The 18,381-nt window shown below is 71.5% G+C and carries 16 protein-coding genes; 8 read left to right on the top strand and 8 right to left on the bottom strand.

What is annotated here, in order from left to right:
• Positions 1–55: 55 nt before the first annotated feature.
• The 3 genes from ACFYNP_RS05630 to ACFYNP_RS05620 form a co-directional block, all read right to left on the bottom strand.
• Positions 56–2,014, bottom strand: a complete 1,959-nt coding sequence (locus ACFYNP_RS05630) for a substrate-binding domain-containing protein (protein WP_388782916.1) — start codon at positions 2,012–2,014, stop codon at positions 56–58.
• Positions 2,004–3,512 (bottom strand): sugar ABC transporter ATP-binding protein, encoded by a 1,509-nt coding sequence (locus ACFYNP_RS05625; protein WP_388782914.1) that lies wholly within the window; start codon positions 3,510–3,512, stop codon positions 2,004–2,006. Before ACFYNP_RS05625 ends, ACFYNP_RS05630 begins: the two co-directional genes overlap by 11 nt.
• A gap of 89 nt (positions 3,513–3,601) precedes the next feature.
• Positions 3,602–4,618 carry a LacI family DNA-binding transcriptional regulator gene (locus ACFYNP_RS05620; protein ID WP_388782911.1) on the bottom strand — a complete coding sequence of 339 codons (1,017 nt, stop codon included), beginning with the start codon at positions 4,616–4,618 and terminating at the stop codon, positions 3,602–3,604.
• 231 nt (positions 4,619–4,849) lie between these two features.
• On the opposite strand from ACFYNP_RS05620, the gene argG reads away from it, so the two are divergent.
• Positions 4,850–6,298, top strand: coding sequence for an argininosuccinate synthase (argG, locus tag ACFYNP_RS05615; RefSeq protein WP_388782908.1), 1,449 nt, complete (start codon positions 4,850–4,852; stop codon positions 6,296–6,298).
• An 88-nt stretch (positions 6,299–6,386) separates the two neighbouring features.
• On the opposite strand, the gene ACFYNP_RS05610 is transcribed toward argG, so the two are convergent.
• Positions 6,387–7,730, bottom strand: a complete 1,344-nt coding sequence (locus tag ACFYNP_RS05610; RefSeq protein ID WP_388782905.1) for a serine hydrolase domain-containing protein — start codon at positions 7,728–7,730, stop codon at positions 6,387–6,389.
• A gap of 275 nt (positions 7,731–8,005) precedes the next feature.
• Here ACFYNP_RS05610 and ACFYNP_RS05605 point away from each other — a divergent pair, with 275 nt between their 5' ends.
• Together ACFYNP_RS05605 and ACFYNP_RS05600 are read left to right on the top strand one after the other, a co-directional pair.
• A complete protein-coding gene (locus ACFYNP_RS05605) occupies positions 8,006–8,455 on the top strand; it encodes a protein-tyrosine phosphatase family protein (RefSeq protein WP_388782903.1) in 450 nt (149 codons plus the stop codon).
• 59 nt (positions 8,456–8,514) lie between these two features.
• Positions 8,515–8,811, top strand: coding sequence for a hypothetical protein (locus ACFYNP_RS05600; protein ID WP_388404206.1), 297 nt, complete (start codon positions 8,515–8,517; stop codon positions 8,809–8,811).
• Between the two features lie 364 nt (positions 8,812–9,175).
• Here ACFYNP_RS05600 and ACFYNP_RS05595 read toward each other — a convergent pair whose 3' ends face one another.
• The 3 genes from ACFYNP_RS05595 to ACFYNP_RS05585 all read right to left on the bottom strand — a co-directional run bounded on the left by ACFYNP_RS05595 (position 9,176) and on the right by ACFYNP_RS05585 (position 11,178).
• Positions 9,176–9,793 (bottom strand): TOPRIM nucleotidyl transferase/hydrolase domain-containing protein, encoded by a 618-nt coding sequence (locus ACFYNP_RS05595; RefSeq protein WP_388404203.1) that lies wholly within the window; start codon positions 9,791–9,793, stop codon positions 9,176–9,178.
• Positions 9,794–9,893: 100 nt separating this feature from the next.
• Positions 9,894–10,610: a rhomboid family intramembrane serine protease gene (locus ACFYNP_RS05590; protein WP_388782901.1), complete on the bottom strand. Its 717-nt coding sequence runs from the start codon at positions 10,608–10,610 to the stop codon at positions 9,894–9,896.
• 163 nt (positions 10,611–10,773) lie between these two features.
• Positions 10,774–11,178 carry a VOC family protein gene (locus ACFYNP_RS05585; protein ID WP_388783308.1) on the bottom strand — a complete coding sequence of 135 codons (405 nt, stop codon included), beginning with the start codon at positions 11,176–11,178 and terminating at the stop codon, positions 10,774–10,776.
• A gap of 147 nt (positions 11,179–11,325) precedes the next feature.
• Here ACFYNP_RS05585 and ACFYNP_RS05580 point away from each other — a divergent pair, with 147 nt between their 5' ends.
• Both ACFYNP_RS05580 and ACFYNP_RS05575 read left to right on the top strand, forming a co-directional pair.
• Positions 11,326–12,339 carry a helix-turn-helix transcriptional regulator gene (locus ACFYNP_RS05580; RefSeq protein ID WP_388782899.1) on the top strand — a complete coding sequence of 338 codons (1,014 nt, stop codon included), beginning with the start codon at positions 11,326–11,328 and terminating at the stop codon, positions 12,337–12,339.
• Between the two features lie 68 nt (positions 12,340–12,407).
• Complete coding sequence (locus tag ACFYNP_RS05575; RefSeq protein ID WP_388782896.1) at positions 12,408–13,145, top strand: SAM-dependent methyltransferase; 738 nt, start codon at positions 12,408–12,410, stop codon at positions 13,143–13,145.
• A 51-nt stretch (positions 13,146–13,196) separates the two neighbouring features.
• Here the strand turns inward: ACFYNP_RS05575 and ACFYNP_RS05570 are convergent, their stop codons facing one another.
• Entirely contained in the window at positions 13,197–13,490 is a 294-nt protein-coding gene (locus ACFYNP_RS05570) for a hypothetical protein (RefSeq protein ID WP_388782893.1), read from the bottom strand.
• 515 nt (positions 13,491–14,005) lie between these two features.
• Here ACFYNP_RS05570 and ACFYNP_RS05565 point away from each other — a divergent pair.
• The 3 genes from ACFYNP_RS05565 to ACFYNP_RS05555 all read left to right on the top strand — a co-directional run bounded on the left by ACFYNP_RS05565 (position 14,006) and on the right by ACFYNP_RS05555 (position 18,296).
• Positions 14,006–16,549 (top strand): collagenase, encoded by a 2,544-nt coding sequence (locus tag ACFYNP_RS05565; RefSeq protein ID WP_388782891.1) that lies wholly within the window; start codon positions 14,006–14,008, stop codon positions 16,547–16,549.
• Between the two features lie 204 nt (positions 16,550–16,753).
• Complete coding sequence (locus tag ACFYNP_RS05560; protein WP_388782888.1) at positions 16,754–17,527, top strand: DUF4328 domain-containing protein; 774 nt, start codon at positions 16,754–16,756, stop codon at positions 17,525–17,527.
• Positions 17,528–17,723: 196 nt separating this feature from the next.
• On the top strand, positions 17,724–18,296 hold the full coding sequence (locus ACFYNP_RS05555; protein ID WP_388782885.1) for a hypothetical protein: 573 nt from the start codon (positions 17,724–17,726) through the stop codon (positions 18,294–18,296).
• Positions 18,297–18,381: the final 85 nt, after the last annotated feature.

The raw sequence follows: 18,381 nt of genomic DNA, 5'->3' as shown, positions 1-18,381 counted from the left end.
TCGGTTGTGCGGGCCTTGCTGGTGGTTCGTCAGATGTGCACCGTGTGCGGCGACTTCAGGAGAACGCCGCCGCGTTCTCCCGGGTCACCACCTTGACCGGCACCTTCACCGCGCTGTCCGGCTTCTTGCCCTGCGTGGCGAGGACCGCGTTGCGTACGGCGATCCGGCCGAGCTCCTTGGGCTGCTGGGCCACCGAGGCGTACAGCGTGCCCGCCGCGACCGCCTTGACGCCGTCGGGGGTTCCGTCGAATCCGACGACGGCCACGGCGCTGCCCGCCCGGCCGCCCAGGGCCTTGACCGCGCCCAGGGCCATCTCGTCGTTCTCGGCGAAGACACCGGTGACGTCGGGGTGGGACTGGAGCAGGTTGGTCATGACGTCCAGGCCCTTGGTGCGGTCGAAGTCGGCGGGCTGGCTCGCGACCACCTCGATGCCCGGGTACGCCCTGAGGCCTTCGGTGAAGCCGGCGCCGCGCTCCCGGCTCACCGAGGTGCCCGCGGTGCCCTGGAGGACGACGATCCGGCCCTTGCCCCCGAGCTTCTCGGCGAGGGTCCGCGCCGCGAGCCGGCCACCGGCCGCGTTGTCGGAGGCGACCAGGGTGGCGGTCTCGGCCTTGTTGACGCCGCGGTCGGCGGCGATCACTGGAATGTCCGCCTTGTTGGCGCCCCGTACGGCGGGTCCCACCGCATCCGAGTCCACCGGGTTCACGATGATCGACTTCATGCCGGAACCGGTGAAGTTCTGTATCTGGTTGGCCTGTTGGGAGGCGTCGTTCTGGGCGTCGGTGACGGTCAGGTCGATGCCCTCGGCCTTCGCCTCGGCCTGGGCGCCCGCCTTCATCTGCACGAAGAAGGGGTTGTTGAGGGTGGACAGGGACATTCCCAGCTTGGGCTTCGCGCTCCCGGAGGACCCGGGGTTCAGGAGGTACCCGGCGCCGATGACGGCCGCCAGGCACACCGCGGCGACGGCGAGTTTCCTCGCCCCCGGCCCCCTGCGGCCGGCCCCGGCCGCAGCCGCGCCGCCGGTGGCGCCGGGCGTCACGTCGGACTTGCGGCGCAGGGTGTCGAGCAGGACCGCGAGCGCGATGACGACGCCGATGACGACCTGCTGCCAGAACGCCGACACGGAAAGGAGGTTGAGCCCGTTGCGCAGCACCGCGAGGATCAGCGCGCCGATCAGGGTGCCCGACGCCTTGCCGACACCGCCCGACAGGCTGGCTCCGCCGATGACGACCGCGGCGATCGCGTCGAGCTCGTAGCCCTGGGCCGCCTGCGGCTGCGCCGAGGAAAGCCGTGAGGCGAGCACGATGCCCGCGACGGCGGCGAACAGACCGGACAGCGCGTAGATGGCCAGCTTCTGCCGCTTCACCCGCAGCCCCGAGAGCCGGGCCGCCTCCTCGTTGCCGCCGATCGCGTACATCGAGCGCCCGAGGTAGGTGCGGGACAGGATGAGCGCCGTGAGGAGTCCGGCCCCGATCATCACCAGGACGGGGACCGGCAGCCGGCCACCGAGCGTGTCACCGAGGTGGGACACGGAGGCCGGGAAGGCGATGGGGCTGCCCTGGGATATCACCAGGGACAGGCCGCGGCCGACGGACAGCATCGCCAACGTCGCGATGAACGGCGGCAGTTTGCCGTACGAGACCAGTACGCCGTTGACGAGGCCGCAGGCGAGGCCGGTGGCGACGGCCAGCAGGGCGGCGAGCCACACCGGCACGCCCTCGGACGTCGCCGACCAGGCGAGCACGGTCGCCGAGAGCGCGGCCACCGAGCCGACCGACAGGTCGATGCCCGCCGAGACGATGACGAAGGTGACTCCGAACGCGAGGATCGCGGTGACCGCGGCCTGCACGCCGACGTTCAGCAGGTTCTGGGTGGTGAGGAAGTCGCCGGAGAGCAGCGCGAGGGCCGCCACGAGGACCACCAGGGCGCTCAGCGCGCCGTTGTCGAGCAGCAGACGGCGCAGACCCTGGGCCCCGCCGGTGCCGGTCCGGTTGTCGAGCGTGTCAGTGGCCACGGGAGCCCTCCACATCTTCCTGTGCGTTCGGTGCGGCGACGGCGAGCGCCATCACGGCGTCCTGGGTCGCCTCGTGCGCGGGGAGTTCGCCGGCGATCCGGCCCTGGGCCATGACGAGCACCCGGTCGCTCATGCCGAGCACCTCGGGCAGATCGCTGGAGATCATCAGGACCGCGCGGCCGGCGGCCGTCAGTTCGTTGATGAGCTGGTAGATCTCGACCTTGGCGCCGACGTCGATCCCGCGGGTCGGCTCGTCGAGGATCAACACCTTGCTGTCGGCGAGCAGCCACTTGCCGATGACGACCTTCTGCTGGTTGCCGCCGGACAGGGTGCGCACCCGCTGGTCGAGCCCGGCCATCCGTACCCCGAGCTGTCCGGCGACGCGGGCGGCGGCCGCCCGCCGGCCCTTGAGGTCGACGAGCCCGCGCCGGCCGGCCGAGCGCAGCGTGACCAGGCCGAGGTTCTCCTGCACGGAGGCGTCGAGCACCAGGCCCTGCCCCTTGCGGTCCTCGGGCACGAGCCCGACCCCGGCCCCCATGGCCGCGCTCACATCACCCCGGGCCAGGCGTTCGCCCCGCACCTCGACGCTGCCCGCGTCGTAGGGGTCGGCGCCGAACACCGCGCGGGCCACCTCGGTGCGGCCCGCGCCGACCAGCCCGGCGAGGCCGACGACCTCGCCCGCCCGGACCTCGAAGCTCACGTCGTGGAAGACACCGTGCCGGGTCAGCCCGCTCACCCGGAGCAACGGGCTTCCGGGATCGGGGCGTTCGCGCGGGTACTGCTGCTCGATGCTCCGGCCCACCATCAGGCGTACCAGCTCGTCCTCGGGGGTGGCGGCGGGGACCCGACCGACGCTGCGGCCGTCGCGCAGCACGGTGACCCGGTCACCGAGGGCCGCGATCTCTTCGAGGTGGTGGGTGATGAAGACGATGCCGACGCCGTCGTCGCGCAGGGTGCGCACGATGCGGAAGAGCTTGTCCACCTCACCGGAGGTGAGCACGGCGGTCGGCTCGTCCATGATCAGTACGCGCGCGTCCAGGCTGAGCGCCTTGGCTATCTCCACCATCTGGAGCCGTGCGATGCCGAGTTCGCGCACCTTCGTACGGGGCGACACCTCGACGCCGACCCGCTTGAGGAGCTTGCCGGCCGCCTCCTCCATCGCCCTGCGGTCGATCATCTTGAAGCGCCGGGGCTGACGGCCGAGGAAGATGTTCTCGGCGACGCTCAGCTCGGGCACCAGGGTGAACTCCTGGTGGATGGTGGCGATGCCGAGGCGTTCGGCGTCCTGTGCGCCGTGGATGCGCACCTCGCGGCCGCCGGCGAGGATGCGTCCGCTGTCGGGGCGGTGGGCACCGGAGAGCATCTTGATGAGCGTGCTCTTGCCCGCCCCGTTCTCGCCGAGCAGGACGTGCACCTCGCCACGGCGCAGATCGAAGTCCACCCCGTCCAGGGCCTGCACCCCGGGGAAGGCCTTGCGCACCCCTTCGATGCGAAGCAACTCCCTTTCTTCCCGGGGTGGTTGTCCAAGATCCGGCTGCCCAGGGGGCGACTGAAGCTTGCCCTGAGGCACGGCTCGCTCGTCCTGACTCACTGCTCGCTCCTCGGGTTCGGGGCGTCCTCGCCGCAGGAACGGCGTACGACGAGGCGGGCGGGGAGGGTGACGGAGGGCGGCGCGCCGCCGCCGATGAGGCCGGCGAGCGCGTGCACGGCGGCCCGGCCGAGCTCGCCGGTCGGCTGCGCGATGGCGGTGACGGGCGGATCGGTGTGCACGAACCACGGGATGTCGTCGAAGGCGGCGAGCGCGATGTCGGCGCCGATGCGCAGCCCGTGGGCGCGCAGCGCGTCCAGCGCGCCGAGCGTCATCAGGTTGTCGGCGGCGAACACCGCGTCCGGCGGCTCGGGCAGGGCCAGGAACCGCTCGGTGGCCCGGCGCCCGCTGGCCGCCTGGAAGTCGCCCTGGCCGACGTACGCGTCGGGCAGCGCGAGGCCGTGCGCGGCGAGCGCGGCCCGGAAGGCCTCGACGCGCTCGCTGCCGGTCGTGGTGGCGGCCGGGCCCGCGATGATGGCGAGCCTGCGGCGGCCGAGCCGGTGCAGATGGGCGACCAGGTCGCCGATGGCGGCCCGGCCGTCGGCGCGCACCACGGGGACGTCGATGCCGGGGATCCAGCGGTCCACGAAGACGATGGGGGTGCCGCCGCGCACGGCCTCCAGCATCAGCGGCGAGCCGCCGTCGGTGGGCGAGACGAGCAGCCCGTCGATCCTGCGGTCCAGCAGGGTGCGGACGTGGTGGTCCTGGAGGTCGGGCCGTTCGTCCGCGTTCCCGATGATCACGCTGTAGCCCAGCGCCCGGGCCGCCTCCTCGACCGAGCGCGCGAGCTCGGTGAAGTACGGGTTCAGCACGTCGCTGATGACCAGGCCCAGCGTGCGCGTCCGGTCGGTGCGCAGCGAGCGGGCCACGGCGTTGGGCCGGTAGCCGAGCGTCTCGACGGCCGCGAGGACCCGGACCCGGGCCGCCTCACTGACCGATGGATGACTGTTGAGCACCCGCGACACCGTGGCGACGGACACCCCCGCCTCGGACGCGACATCCTTGATGCCCGCCATCTCCGGACCACCTCCTCGTGGAACCGTGGAACCTCGACCCGATCCCGCGCCAGGAGCCGGCCGGATGAGCGCGCGGCCCTCGCGTGGAATCGATTACACGCCCCCATGGAATCGATTACACCGGTACAGGGCAAGCCCCTTCGGGGGTAGCGAGACCGGATCGTGACAGGAAATCCCTCCGGCGCCACCCCGTGGGTTGCATAAACATTCAGGAAGATGCATACTCTTCCTATGTCCAAGGTTCTCACCTCCCTGCCCGCCGGCGAGCGCGTCGGCATCGCCTTCTCCGGCGGCCTCGACACCTCCGTCGCGGTCGCGTGGATGCGCGACAAGGGTGCCGTCCCGTGCACCTACACCGCCGACATCGGCCAGTACGACGAGCCCGACATCGCGTCGGTGCCCGGCCGCGCCCAGGCCTACGGTGCCGAGATCGCGCGCCTGGTCGACTGCCGGGCCGCGCTGGTCGAGGAGGGCCTGGCCGCGCTCGCGTGCGGCGCGTTCCACATCCGTTCCGGCGGCCGTGCCTACTTCAACACCACCCCGCTGGGCCGTGCCGTCACCGGCACCCTCCTGGTGCGGGCGATGCTGGAGGACAACGTCCAGATCTGGGGGGACGGGTCGACGTTCAAGGGCAACGACATCGAGCGGTTCTACCGCTACGGTCTGCTCGCCAACCCGCACCTGCGCATCTACAAGCCGTGGCTGGACGCGGACTTCGTGACCGAGCTCGGCGGCCGCAAGGAGATGTCGGAGTGGCTGCTCGCCCATGAGCTGCCCTACCGCGACAGCACGGAGAAGGCGTACTCCACGGACGCCAACATCTGGGGCGCCACCCACGAGGCCAAGACCCTGGAGCACCTGGACACGGGTGTCGAGACGGTCGAGCCGATCATGGGCGTGCGCTTCTGGGACCCGTCCGTCGAGATCCCCACCGAGGACGTGACGATCGGCTTCGCCCAGGGCCGCCCGGTCACGATCAACGGCAAGGAGTTCTCCTCGCCGGTCGACCTGGTCATGGAGGCCAACGCCATCGGCGGCCGCCACGGGATGGGCATGTCCGACCAGATCGAGAACCGGATCATCGAGGCGAAGAGCCGTGGCATCTACGAGGCGCCCGGCATGGCGCTGCTGCACGCCGCGTACGAGCGTCTCGTCAACGCGATCCACAACGAGGACACCCTTGCCCAGTACTACAACGAGGGCCGCCGTCTCGGCCGGCTGATGTACGAGGGCCGCTGGCTGGACCCGCAGGCGCTGATGGTCCGCGAGTCGCTCCAGCGCTGGGTCGGCTCGGCCGTCACCGGCGAGGTGACGCTGCGGCTGCGGCGCGGTGAGGACTACTCGATCCTCAACACCACGGGCCCGGCGTTCAGTTACCACCCCGACAAGCTGTCGATGGAGCGTACCGAGGACTCGGCCTTCGGCCCGGTGGACCGGATCGGCCAGCTCACGATGCGCAACCTCGACATCGCCGACTCGCGTGCCCGCCTTGAGCAGTACGCGGGCCTCGGCATCGTCGGCACCGCGCACCCGGAGCTGATCGGCGCCGCCCAGGCGGCGGCGACCGGCCTCATCGGCTCGATGCCGGAGGGCGGCGCGGAGGTCATCGCCTCGCGCGGCCAGGTCTCCGGCGACGACGAGCTGCTCGACCGTGCGGCGATGGAGTTCGGCACCGACTGACGTCCGATGCCTGTGACGGCGGCGGTCCGCTCACCCCCGGGGGTGAGCGGGCCGCCGCCGTCGCAGGGGCCCTACCGCCGCCGTCCGCTCACCCGGACGACGGGGTGGCCGAAGTCGAGGAGGACGAGGACGGCGAGGCCGACGTGCCGGTCGAGGGGGAGGACGAGGCCGACGGGCTGGCCGAGGGCGACGACGAGGACGAGGTCGACGAGGACGGACGGGGCTCGGGCACCGGCAGGTTGAACACATGCCCCGGCGTCACGATGCTGCTGACCGCCTGGCCGAAGAGCGTGCTGGGTTCCGTCTTGCCGTCCAGGATGTCCGTGTTGAGGACCACGACCATCGTGGCCTGCGACTCGGGCAGGTACACGGTCAGGGTCTCGTAACCGGGCAGCGATCCGTTGTGGCCGATCCAGCCCTGGACGTTGATGATGCCCAGGCCGTACCCGGCGCCCGGAATCCCGGTCGGCACGACCTTGAGCCGCTCGGCCTGGGTCTTCGGGGACAGCAGGGTGCCGGTGGCGACCGTGCGGGCCCAGCTCTTCAGGTCCGGGAGCGTGGAGATCATCGCGCCGGCCGCCCAGCCCCAGGAGGGGTTCCAGTCCGTGGTGACGGCGACCTTCCCGTCCAGGGTCTGGTTGGTGTACCCCTGCGGATGCGGGCTCGGGAATTCGGCACCGACGGGGAAACTGGTGTTCTTGAGCCCGGCCGGCGTAAGGACCTTCTGCTGGATGAAGTCGCGCAGCGGCATGCCGCCCTGCTTCTCCACGACGAGGCCGAGCAGGATCAGATTGGTGTTGGAGTAGAAGTACTTGGCGCCGGGCTGGAACTGGATCGGCTGCTTGTAGGCGTAGGCGAGCAGCTGCTGGGGAGTGAACGGCCGCTTCGGGTCGGAGAGCAGCGCCTGGACGAAGGCCGGGTCCTCCGTGTAGCTGGGCAGACCGCTCCGCATCTCCGCGAGCTGCCGCAGCGTGACCCTGCCCCCGCCCGGTACGCCCTCGACGTACTTCGAGATCGGGTCGTCGAGGGCCGCCTTGCCCTGGTCGACCAGTTCGAGCAGGGCTGTCACGGTGAACGTCTTGGTCTCGCTGCCGATCCGCACGAAGAGGTCCGGCGTCATCGGCTTGCCCGTCGCCTTGTCGGCGACGCCGAAGGATTTGAGGTAGGTCCCCTTGCCGGGCGCCGACACGCTGACGGACACACCCGGGACGTTCGCCTCGCGCATGACCTTCTGGATCGCGGCGTCCAGGCGCGCGGTGACGGCCGGGGTCAGCCGGGTGAAGCCCGAGCCGCTCGACGCCGAGGCCGAGGGGGACGGCGCAGGGGGCGCGGTGGCGGCGTTCGCGCTGCCGACTGCCGCCGGTACGGTCAGCAGCGCGGCGGCGGCGACACTCGCGCACGCCCGGCGCCACTGGTTGGGTGAGTACCTCACGGGCAGGCCTCCTGCCGGTCGAGGAGCGCCCGGACGACGACGTCCGGACGGGAACGTCCTGGCGGGACGTCCCGACGGGGACGTCACTCCGCTACCACGCTAGGCCCGCCCGGTCCGCCCCGCATGGTGGCGCCCGGCTTGCGGAGCGGCCCGCTCCGTGCTGTGCCGTCCGCGCGCCCACTGGCTCCCCGCCCACCGAGGCACGCTCCAGCCACCTTCAACACCCGCGCCGGCAAGGGCCGTTGATCCCTCAGCCGGCCTACTAGGCTCGGCCCATGAACACCACCTGGGACCTCACGGCCGCCGGCGTCCTGCGCCTCCCGTCGGGACGCCTCGTACGCGGCCGCGGCCTGAGGAATCCGCTTCCCGCGGGCCCCGAGCCGGAGTTCGCCCTCCACCTGCTCGGCCGCCGCCCCGAGCCGGTCGGCTGGGACCACCGGTGGGTGCGCTGGCCGGACTTCTGGCTGCCGTCCGACCGGGCGGGGTTCCCGGCGGCTCTGCGCACCCTGCTGGCCCGAGCGGAGCGGGAGCGCGTGGAGGTGGCCTGCGGTGGCGGGTTCGGCCGCACCGGGACGGCCCTGGCCTGCCTCGCCGTCCTGGACGGCGTCCCCGCCGCGGAGGCCGTCGCGTACGTACGGCGGCACTATGCGCGCCGGGCGGTCGAAACGCCGTGGCAGCGAAGGTTCGTGGCGAACTTCGCACCGGGGCCTTGCCCTCGGGCGTAATAAGCAACAAGCTGGGCCAGTCCTTACTGGACTGTCCGCTCAGGAAACGGACCGATGCCGTGGCTCGCCTCCTGCCGGATGCCGGCCCCCTCCGCACCCTTGCCGCCTCCAACTTCGTCTACGCGGTGGGGAGCGGCCTCTACCTCACCGCCGGAGTCCTGTACTTCACCCAGGTTGTACACACGGTCGGCGAACCGTGGCACGCCGCGGCCGGCTTCGAGGTCTCCTTCGCCCTCGCCCCCAGCCATGCCACCGGCCAGTACCTCGGCGTGTTCGGGCTGGGGGCGGGGCTCGCCGAAGCCGTCGGACCGGCCCTGCCGATCTCCCTGTGCATCACCTGGGGCCGGCCCGGCTGATACGTCGTCGGTGGCCTGTTCACCCTCGCCGGGCTCGCGGCCCCGGTCGTCGTCCGCCGGGCCGGGAGCAGAGCCGACCCTCCGTCGCAAACGGTGCCGCCGCAGGTCCAGGCCCTGGGTGGGGCAACCAGGACCTGACTTGCCCAGTGCCCTCACCCCTCAGGTGCGGGACCATCCGGCGCGCCGACCGGTCGCACGGGCCCGGCCGTCCACTGATCGCGCACGCGGGCGCCGACGGCCCGAAGCCCCGTCCCGCACGCAGACGACCCGACGCCACCCGACCCCGTACGCAGGCGACCCGACGCCACCCGACCCCGTACGCAGGCCGCGGGCACGGCCCGTCGTCGGCCGGTCCCCCACCGCCTCACAGGCTCGCGAGGAGGGCGTCGAGCGGTGCCGGTACGTGCGCGGGGTCGAGGGACTCCGCGAGCAGCCGCCCGTACCGGATCTTGCGGCCCTTCTTGGTGCCCAGGAACCGGCGGAGTTGGAGGTGGCGGGGGCGGTCGTGCTGCGCCGGCTGGTGCAGGAAGGTCTCCCAGGCGCGCAGATCGCCCTCCCCCGCGATGATCTCCTCGACGCGGTCCGTGCCGAGGGCGCGGATGAGCTCGTCCTCCAGGTCCGCCGCGCACACGAAGAAGCCGGGGCGCGGGGCGCGGGCGCGCCGCAGGGCGCGTTCGTAGTAGCGCTGCTCCCGCTCGTCGCAGAGCCCGGTGAGGCGCAGGCCGAGACCGGGCGGCCCGAGCAGACCGGCATAACGTCCCACGTTCATCGCCCCGCCCATGGACACGACGCACACCCCCTCCGCGCCGAGATCCCGGCCGCGCAGCACCGCGAGCGCCTCGACGGCCGCGAGATCACTCAGGCCCTCCAGCAACACCGCCGTCCGCAGGGCGAGTTCGGCCGCCAGCTCGGTCGCCCGCGCACAGGAGCCGCCGGTCGCCCAGCGTCCGACCGCTTCCCCGAACGTCCCCACATCCGCCATGGGGCGAGTCTGCGCGCACGGCGGCCGCTACGGCACCGATTTTCCCCCGGGCCCACCACTTCCCCACGGGTGCCGCCGCAGCACCCTTGCGCCACAGGGCTCAGAGCAGGCCCAAGTCCCGCAATTCGCGGTGGAGTTCGGCACGGCCCGGGTCCAGTACGGCCGGCGTCCCGGTGGCGGCGGTCGCCCCGGCGGCGACGGGCACCGGCCCGCGCCGGTCGCGCAGCAGGTAGGCCCCCGCCATACCGCCCACGAGCCCGCCGAGGTGCGCCAGCCAGCTCACTCCGGGAGTGCCGGGGACGGCGACGGTCACCAGATAGGCGAAGGAGGCCGCCATGACCACGCCGATCAGCGTGTCGATCAGGCGCCGGTCGAACAGGCCGCGCAGCACCACGTATCCGAAGTATCCGAAGATCACGCCGCTGGCGCCCACCCCGAGGGTGTTGGTGTCCTGGAAGAGCCAGACGGCGAGGCCGCTCGTCATCGCGACGAGCAGGGTCAGCCACAGGAAGCGGACCACGCCCCGGTACGCGGCCAGGAAGCCGAAGACGAAGAGCGGCCCGGAATTGGCCTCGATATGGCTCCAGCCGAAGTGCAGGAACGGCGCCACCAGGATGTCCGGCAGCCGGCTCATGTCGTGCGGGACGAGCCCGAACTCCCGGTCCAGCTGATAGTCGCCCAGCCAGTTCACGAGGTGCAGGGCCCATACGACCGCCATGAACCCGAACATGACGAAGAGCGCCCTGCGCGCCTCCGCGACCATCGCCTCGGCCGTCCCACGACCGGCCGCGTCCCACCCTCGCGTGGCCCTGTCCATGCGATGCACCCCCCTTTTTCCCCTCGCCCTGTGGGCGACGTTCCCGGGTGCATAGTAGGGCCGTACGAAACCCCGTCGGAAACGGACGTCCCAGGTGGGGGCCGTTGCGGGACGCCCTCGGGGGCCCGTCGCGGGTCACCCACGGGTGCCGTCGCGGACGCCCTCAGCGCGCGAGCCTCGCGGCGGCGGCCTCGGTGACCGGCGTGAAGAAGTTCACGAGGCTTCCGTCGGGGTCGCGCACGAGCAGCGAGCGGTTCCCCCAGGGCATGGTGGTGGGCGGCTGGACGCACTCGTCGACGAGACCGGAGCCGATCAGGTTCTGATGCACCCCGTCCACGTCCTCGACGCGGAATTCGAGGATGACGCTGCGATTGGCCTCCGCTCGCGCGGCGCCGGGCGCGAACATCGGCACCGTACGGGTGCTGCCGATCGCGAGGGTGGCCGAGGCGGTCCTGAGCTCGGCGAAGTCCTCGGTGGACCAGCTCGCCGTCAGCCCGGTGGCACGCTCGTAGAAGCCGACGAGGCGGGCGATGTCGCCCGTGATGACGCGGATCGAGACGAAGTCCATGGTGATCTCCCAGAGGATGAGCGGTGTGAGGGGCATGAGAGGTGTGAGCGGAAAGATGGTGCGGAGGCCGGCGTTCCGAGCCTCTGACCACACGCTATGACCAATACCGGACAGAATCCGCCCGGTATCCGGGAGATACTCGGCGGCATGGCCCGACCCATCGCCCGCGTCCTCACCCTCCTCGAACTCCTCCAGTCCGGCGGCACCCGCACGGTGCCCGAACTGGCCGCCCGGCTCGACGTGGACGAGCGGACGGTGCGGCGCTATGCCCAGCACCTCCTGGACCTCGACGTGCCCGTGGAATCGGTACGCGGCCGCTACGGCGGCTATCGGCTGGCCCCCGGTTACCGCATGCCCCCGCTGATGCTGAGCGACGACGAGGCGCTCGCCGTACTGCTCGGCCTCGTCGCCGGTCAGCGGGCCGGCCTGATGACGAGTACGGGGGTGGCGAGCGAGACGGCCGCGGCCAAGATCCGCCGCGTCCTCCCCGAGCGGCTCGGCCGAGCGATGGACGCGGTCCTCGACTCCCTCACCTTCACGGCTCCGCCCGATACGCCCCCGGCCCCGCCCGGCGCGCCTCCCGGCGCCGTCCTGCTGCCGCTCGCCGACGCCGTACGGCATCACCGGCCGGTCGCGATCCGGTACGCCTCCGCCGACGGGCGGCGCAGCGCACGAACCCTGCATCCGCACGGCCTCGTCGCCCACGCGGGCAAGTGGTACGTGACCGGCACCGATCCCGCGATCGGCGCGGACCGGACGTTCCGCCTCGACCGCATCTCCGAAGCACGAGTGCTGCCCGGCTCGTTCGTACCGCCCACCGGGCTCGATCCCGCCGAGCGCGTCCTGTCCGGGCTCGCCGCGGCCCCCTACCGGCACGAGGTGAGCCTGCGCATCCAGGGGACGGCCGAGCAGATCCGCCGCCATCTACCCGCCGACCTGGCGGCCCTCACGCAGCTGCCGCCCGGTGCGGGAGGGGATGGTGAACCTCCCTGTTTCCGCGCCGAGTTGAGGGTGGAGCGGCTCGGCTGGCTGCCCGGCGTACTGGCCGGGCTCGACCTCCCGTTCACCATCGAGCGTCCCGCGGAGCTCCGCGATCTCGTCGCCGCCCTCGCCGACCGGCTCGCCCTGGCGGCCGGATCGTCCGATCCCGAAGCGCCATGACACAGGACCAGTTGGGCACACGACGGAAACCAGGTGCGCACGGAGCCACCCCGTGCCACGCTCCCCCGATGAACCGTGAACAGATCTCCGGACTCGCCCACGCCGACCACCCCATCGCGGCCCCGCTGGACGACGACGCCGTACGCCGGCTCCTGGACCACGGCATCCCGCGCGACGACGCCCGCGTACTGGACCTCGGCTGCGGCGGCGGCGAGTGGCTGCTGCGGGCACTGGCCGTCCACCCCCAGCTGCGGGCGGAGGGGGTGGACATCGCCGAGAGCGCTCTCAGCCGGGCCCGCGAGGCGGCCCGGGAGCAGGACGTCCACGAACGCCTCACCCTGCACCGCGAGGACGCCGCACGCTTCGCCGCCGAACCTGTCTTCGACCTGGTCATCAGCGTGGGCTCCGCGCACGCCTTCGGCGGCCTGCTCCCCACCCTCGCGGCGGCCCGCGCACATCTGGCGCCGGGCGGACGCGTGCTGATCGGTGACGGCTACTGGGAGCGCGAACCCACGCCCGAGGCAACGGAGTTGCTCGGCGAACTGGACGCCCTGCCGACCTTCCTGGACCGGGTCGTGGCCGACGGATGGACCCCCGTCCACGGGCACCTCAGCACCCGCGCGGAACTCGACGCCTACGAATGGGCCTGGACGGGATCGCTCTCCTCGTGGGCCCTGGACCACCCCGACGACCCGGACAGCGCCCAGGCCCTGGAGGCGGCGACGGTCCACCGCGACGAATGGCTGCGCGCCTACCGCGACGCGTTCGGCTTCGTGTCCCTGGTCCTGCGCCGGACGTCGAAGTAGACCGGCGGGAGACCGACAAGCATGAACAACTGCCGGCGAAGTGCGGCCAGTTCACCCGTAATCCCGTAACGCCAGGGCGATCGGGTCAGGGCTGGAATGTTCCGCGGGGGCCCGGCCCGCCTTGAGCCGAGGCAGGTTTTCGACCCCGAACCAGCCATGATCGGCGTGCTTGGGCCACTCCAGGGCGGCGTGGTCCAGGCCGCCGCCGACGCCCACGAGGTAGTCCGCCTCACGCCGTGGTCCGCCGCCGTCGTCCCCCGTCCAGCCACCGACCGCCAGCAGTGCGCGCACCCGGGGCGGTCGCCGGCCCGTCTCCTCCTCTACCTCCCGGGCGCGGGCCTCCATGAGGGTCTCCCCCGGTTCGACGTGGCCGCCCCCCGATGCCCCGACAGCCGGGACAGAGCCGACGGTCGGGACCGCGCCGCCGGGCGAAGGCCCCGCCCCGCCGGATGAGGAGCGCCGCGCCGACCACCCCCACCTCACCGGCGCCGACAGCGGCACCGGCACCTCGTCGCCACTGTCGCCTGTCGACGGCCATGGGGCCGCAACGCCTCTCCACCATGCCCGCACGACAGGTCAACTCCCAGTAATTGCCTCGGGTTTACCCGCACTCCCTTCCCAAGCCATGTGACATATGCAATTTTACAGAGCGCACCATCAAGTCGCGTTCATGCCACATGATCAGCCAGGCCCGCGGGTCGACGGGTCCGCTCCGCCACGCCCCGAGGCCGGGGCACCGTGTCCCCGAGCCGGGGACGCACGTCACGCCCCGGAGCCAGGGGCGGCGGGGCGGCTCAGGCCCGCGGTATCCCCCACCGCCGCGCTGCGGGCGCGGCCTTCACACCGCTGGGAGGCGGCACGTGAACACCCGACCAGAGGGACTGAGACGAAGTCTCACCGGTTTCCTCGTACTCGCCCTCGCACTCTGCCTGGGCATCGCCATGCTGGCGCAGCCGAGCCGCGCGGCCGCCGCGGACGGCTCGCCGGGCGCGGCCCGCCCGGGCCCCGGAGCGAGCACCGCGAAATCCAACTCGGCTCCCAGGCCGCTGAGTTCGACGGCCGACGCGTCCGACCGCTCCGACGCCCGGCGCGCCCCGATCGACAGGACGCACCTCCCCCCGCACCGTCCGCCGACCTCCCCGGCACCGCAGGAGGCGCGGAACAGGGCCGCGAAGGGAGCCGCCGCGTCCTGCACGCCGGGCGATTTCGGCAGCCGCACGGGATCAGCCCTGGTCGCCTTCGTCCAGGCGTCGACCACGACCTGTGTCAACACGCTGTTCGGCCTGACCGGCACCGACGCCTACAACGCGTTCCGCGAGGCGCAGATGGTCACGGTCGCCAACGCCCTTACGGACAGCGCCCGTTCCTACCCGGGTGACAACTCCACCAACGTGTGGCAGCTCGTGCTGTTCCTGCGCGCGGGTTACTACGTGCAGTCCTACAACGCCTCCGCCGTCGGCCCCTACGGCCCGGCGCTGGCCACGGCCAGCGAGTCGGCGCTGGACACGTTCACCACGTCCCCGCACTTCATGGACGTCAGCTCGGCCAACGGCGACATCATGGGCGAGGTCCTGATCCTGACCGACAGCGCCAACGAGCAGGCCCGCTACCTGAGCACGTACAAGAAGGTGCTCAACGCCTACAACAGCTCCTACGACGCGTACTGGAGCATGGACACCGCCGTCAACGACGTGTTCACCCCGCTCTTCCGCGGTCACTGGAACCCGGCCTACATCACGGCGGTGACCGCCGACCCGAGCATCATCGACACGCTGAGCGCCTTCGCCCACAACCACCTCGCCAAGCTCGACGACGCGTGGTTCTACCTGGATGCCAACGCCGGCAGCGAGATGGCCCGCTTCCTGGACACCCCCGCGCTCCAGGCGAAGGTGCGGCCGCTGGTCAAAAGCCTGCTCGGCGTCTCCGCCATCACCGGCACGACCGCGCCGCTGTGGGTCGCGGTGGCCGCGATGACGGACGCCTACGACCAGGCGCAGTGCTCGTACTACGGCACCTGCGACTTCGTCGGCCAGCTCACCGCCGCCGCGCTGCCGATCACCTACCAGTGCGACGCCGACCACACCTTCCGCGCCCAGTCGCTGAGCGACGCCGCCCTCGCCGCCGCCTGCACCAGCGTCAAGGGCCAGGACGCGTACTTCCACGGCATCGTCAAGGACAGCGGTCCGGTGGCGAACGACCACAACACCAACATCCAGATCGTGACGTTCGCGAGCCCGAAGGACTACCAGACGTACTCCGGCTGGATCTTCGGCAACAGCACCGACAACGGCGGTGAGTACCTGGAGGGCGACCCCTCCGACCCGGCCAACCAGGCCCGCTTCCTGTCGTACGTGAAGAGCGTGGGCGACGGTTTCCCCGGCGACATCTGGAACCTCAACCACGAGTACACGCACTACCTGGACGGCCGCTACGACATGGCCGGCGACTTCAACGCCGGGCAGGACGTCCCGGACATCTGGTGGATCGAGGGCTTCGCGGAGTACGTCTCGTACAGCTACCGCGGTCTGCCCGACACCGAGGCCATCGCGGACGCCGCCCAGCACACCTACGCGCTGAGCACCCTGTGGCAGAGCTCGTACGCCAACTCCGACCTGACCCGCACCTACCCCTGGGGCTACCTGGCCACCCGGTACATGGTCGAGAAGCATCCCGCGGACGTCCAGAACATGCTGGCCAAGTTCCGTTCCGGTGACTACCAGGGCGCGTACGCCGTCTACAGCACCGGCATCGGAACGCGGTACGACGCGGACTTCAACACCTGGCTCGACGCGTGTGCCGCCGGCGCCTGCGGCGGCGGCACGGGCAGCGGCCCGACGGCGGCGTTCGACACGGCCGTCGCGGGCCTGACCGTGAGCCTGACCGACCGTTCCACCGACACCGGCGGCACCATCACCGCGCGCTCCTGGAACTTCGGCGACGGCACCACGTCCACGGCGGCCAACCCGTCGAAGACCTACCAGGCGGCCGGTACGTACCCGGTCTCGCTGACCGTCACGGACTCGAAGGGCCTGACCGCCACCACCACCAAGTCCGTCACGGTGACCGGCGGCCTGCCGGACTGCACGGACCCCGACACCCGCGTGCTGGGCAAGAACTGCTCGCGCTCCGCACTCTCGGCGGCCGCGGGCGGCCTCGACTACTTCTACCTCTACCTGCCGGCCGGAAAGGTGACCCTGAGGATCACCACCACGGGCGGCACCGGAAACGCCGACCTCTACTACAACCCCAGCACCTGGGCGAGCAGCACGGCCTACACCGCCCGCTCGGTGACGTCCGGCAACACCGAGAGCGTCACCGTCACCAACACCGCGGCCGGCTACCGCTACATCAGCCTGTACGGCCAGAGCGCCTTCAGCGGGGTGACGCTGACGACGGCGTACTGACCCGGCGGCTCAGGACCGCCCAACCGCCCACGTCCGCACCCAGGTGACTCCGGCCGCCCGGGTGCGGACGCGGGTGTTTTCAACTGCGCTTCGGCTGAGCGAAGTTGCTCAGGGCTCGCGATCGGTGATCCCCGTGTCGTACAGTCCGCCAGGGTCCGCCCGAAGGCGGAGGATCAATGCGGTTACCAGGGGGGATGACGGAGCATGTCGGGTTCATCAAGGAGATCCGGTGAAGACGAAGGGGACGACTGGGCCAAGGGGTTCGAGACATACGCCGGTCTGGACACCCTCGGGCTGCCCCGCGCGGCGGGCGCGGGCGGAGCGCATCGGTTCCGTCCGCTGCGCGGGCTGGCGCTGACCGTCGGAGTGCTGCTTCTGCTGGCGGCGGCCGCCGCCGTCCACGGCCTCTTCGTCGACGTGGACGCGTTCCGCCTCTCGGGGCTCTCTACGCCCGGGGGCCACACCGCGGCGCCGAACGGGCTCGACGCCGCCGTGGACCGCGAAGGCCCGGCGTCCAGTCTTCAGTTGTGGGCCATGGCCGCCACGGCCGGCTTCTTCATCGCCTGGTTCCACCGGACGAGGACGAACGCCGAAGTCCTCGCCCCGGGATCGTGCTCGACGGGCCCGGGGTGGGCCATCGGGGTCTGGTTCGTGCCACTCGTGAACCTCGTCATGCCCTGGCTGATCGCCCGTGACGTGACGCGAGCGAGCGTCAGGCCGGCCCCCGCGCACACGGGACGCGGAGCGCCGTTCGCGTTGTTGAACGCGTGGTGGCTCGCGTGGGTCGCGTCGAAGGTACTGGCCCTGGTCGGCTCACGCCTGCCCGCGGCGGGCGCCGACGTGGCGACCGCGCACCGGGCGGCCGGCGTGATGATCGCCATCGACGTGCTGAACTTGGCGGCCGCGGTCCTGGCGATCCTCTACGTACGGCAGCTGACCTACCGTCAGGAGCGCGCGAGCGCGGGGGCGACCGGCTGATCCGAGGGTGCCGGCCGGCGGGGCCAGGCCCCGCGTCACGCTCGCCTGAGCCGAGGGGGCGGGGGCACTGGCCCGGCGTCCCAGTCCCCGTGGGCGCCCGGGGCCAGGCGTCGCTGGACTCCCCCGAACCGCCATCGCCTTCTTCCGCCAAGAGAAGGCCAACTAGAGTGTCGAAAAGCTCCTGTCGGAGGCCGAGATGGACGATGACCTCCGCAGGCACAGCCGATTCCGTACCGCAGTCCTCGATGCACTGGACGCAACACACATGCTGCACCCCCTGGGCGGTGTGGGGGACGCCCTGCACAACTGGGTGCGAGAGTCGATGGCGGATCACTGGGGAGAGTATGGTCCGACGGGCGGCTACCCGGAGCCGTCCGACAGGACTGCGATGATCAACCTTGCTGCCCGATACGAGAGTTGGCGCGCCGAGGGCCTCGCGGACAACTGGTCCCTACACCCGCACCACCAGGCGGCGCTGTTCGACTCGGGCGAGCCATGGCACCGCTTCACCGTGGACCAGGCACATCATTCCCTCTCTCTCGATCGCGGCGACGTTCGCTGCGTCCTGTCCATGTGCCCTTGCGAAGGAAGCAGCGCAAACTCGCGGTGGCGGCTGGCCGTTGAGGAACGCGAGAGCCGCGCAGTGGCATGTTTCGAGGGAACGATCACCGATCGTATTGCGGGTAGTTCCGTGGAATTCCCAGACGATCTGATCCGACGCCCCGACTGGTCCGGTCTTCTCCTACAGGGGCTGGCCGAGCTCGGCTGACGAACGCGGGCCCGCCCCTGGTGAGGGCTCCCGGAGGCCTCACCTTCATCGACTCTGCTACCTTGCGGGCCAGCAAACACGCTGG

The sequence above is a fragment of the Streptomyces sp. NPDC006691 genome, from assembly GCF_042869955.1.
GTDB lineage: Bacteria > Actinomycetota > Actinomycetes > Streptomycetales > Streptomycetaceae > Streptomyces.
Note: the sequence above shows the minus strand (reverse complement) of the source record. Positions and strands in the feature narration are given on the sequence as shown.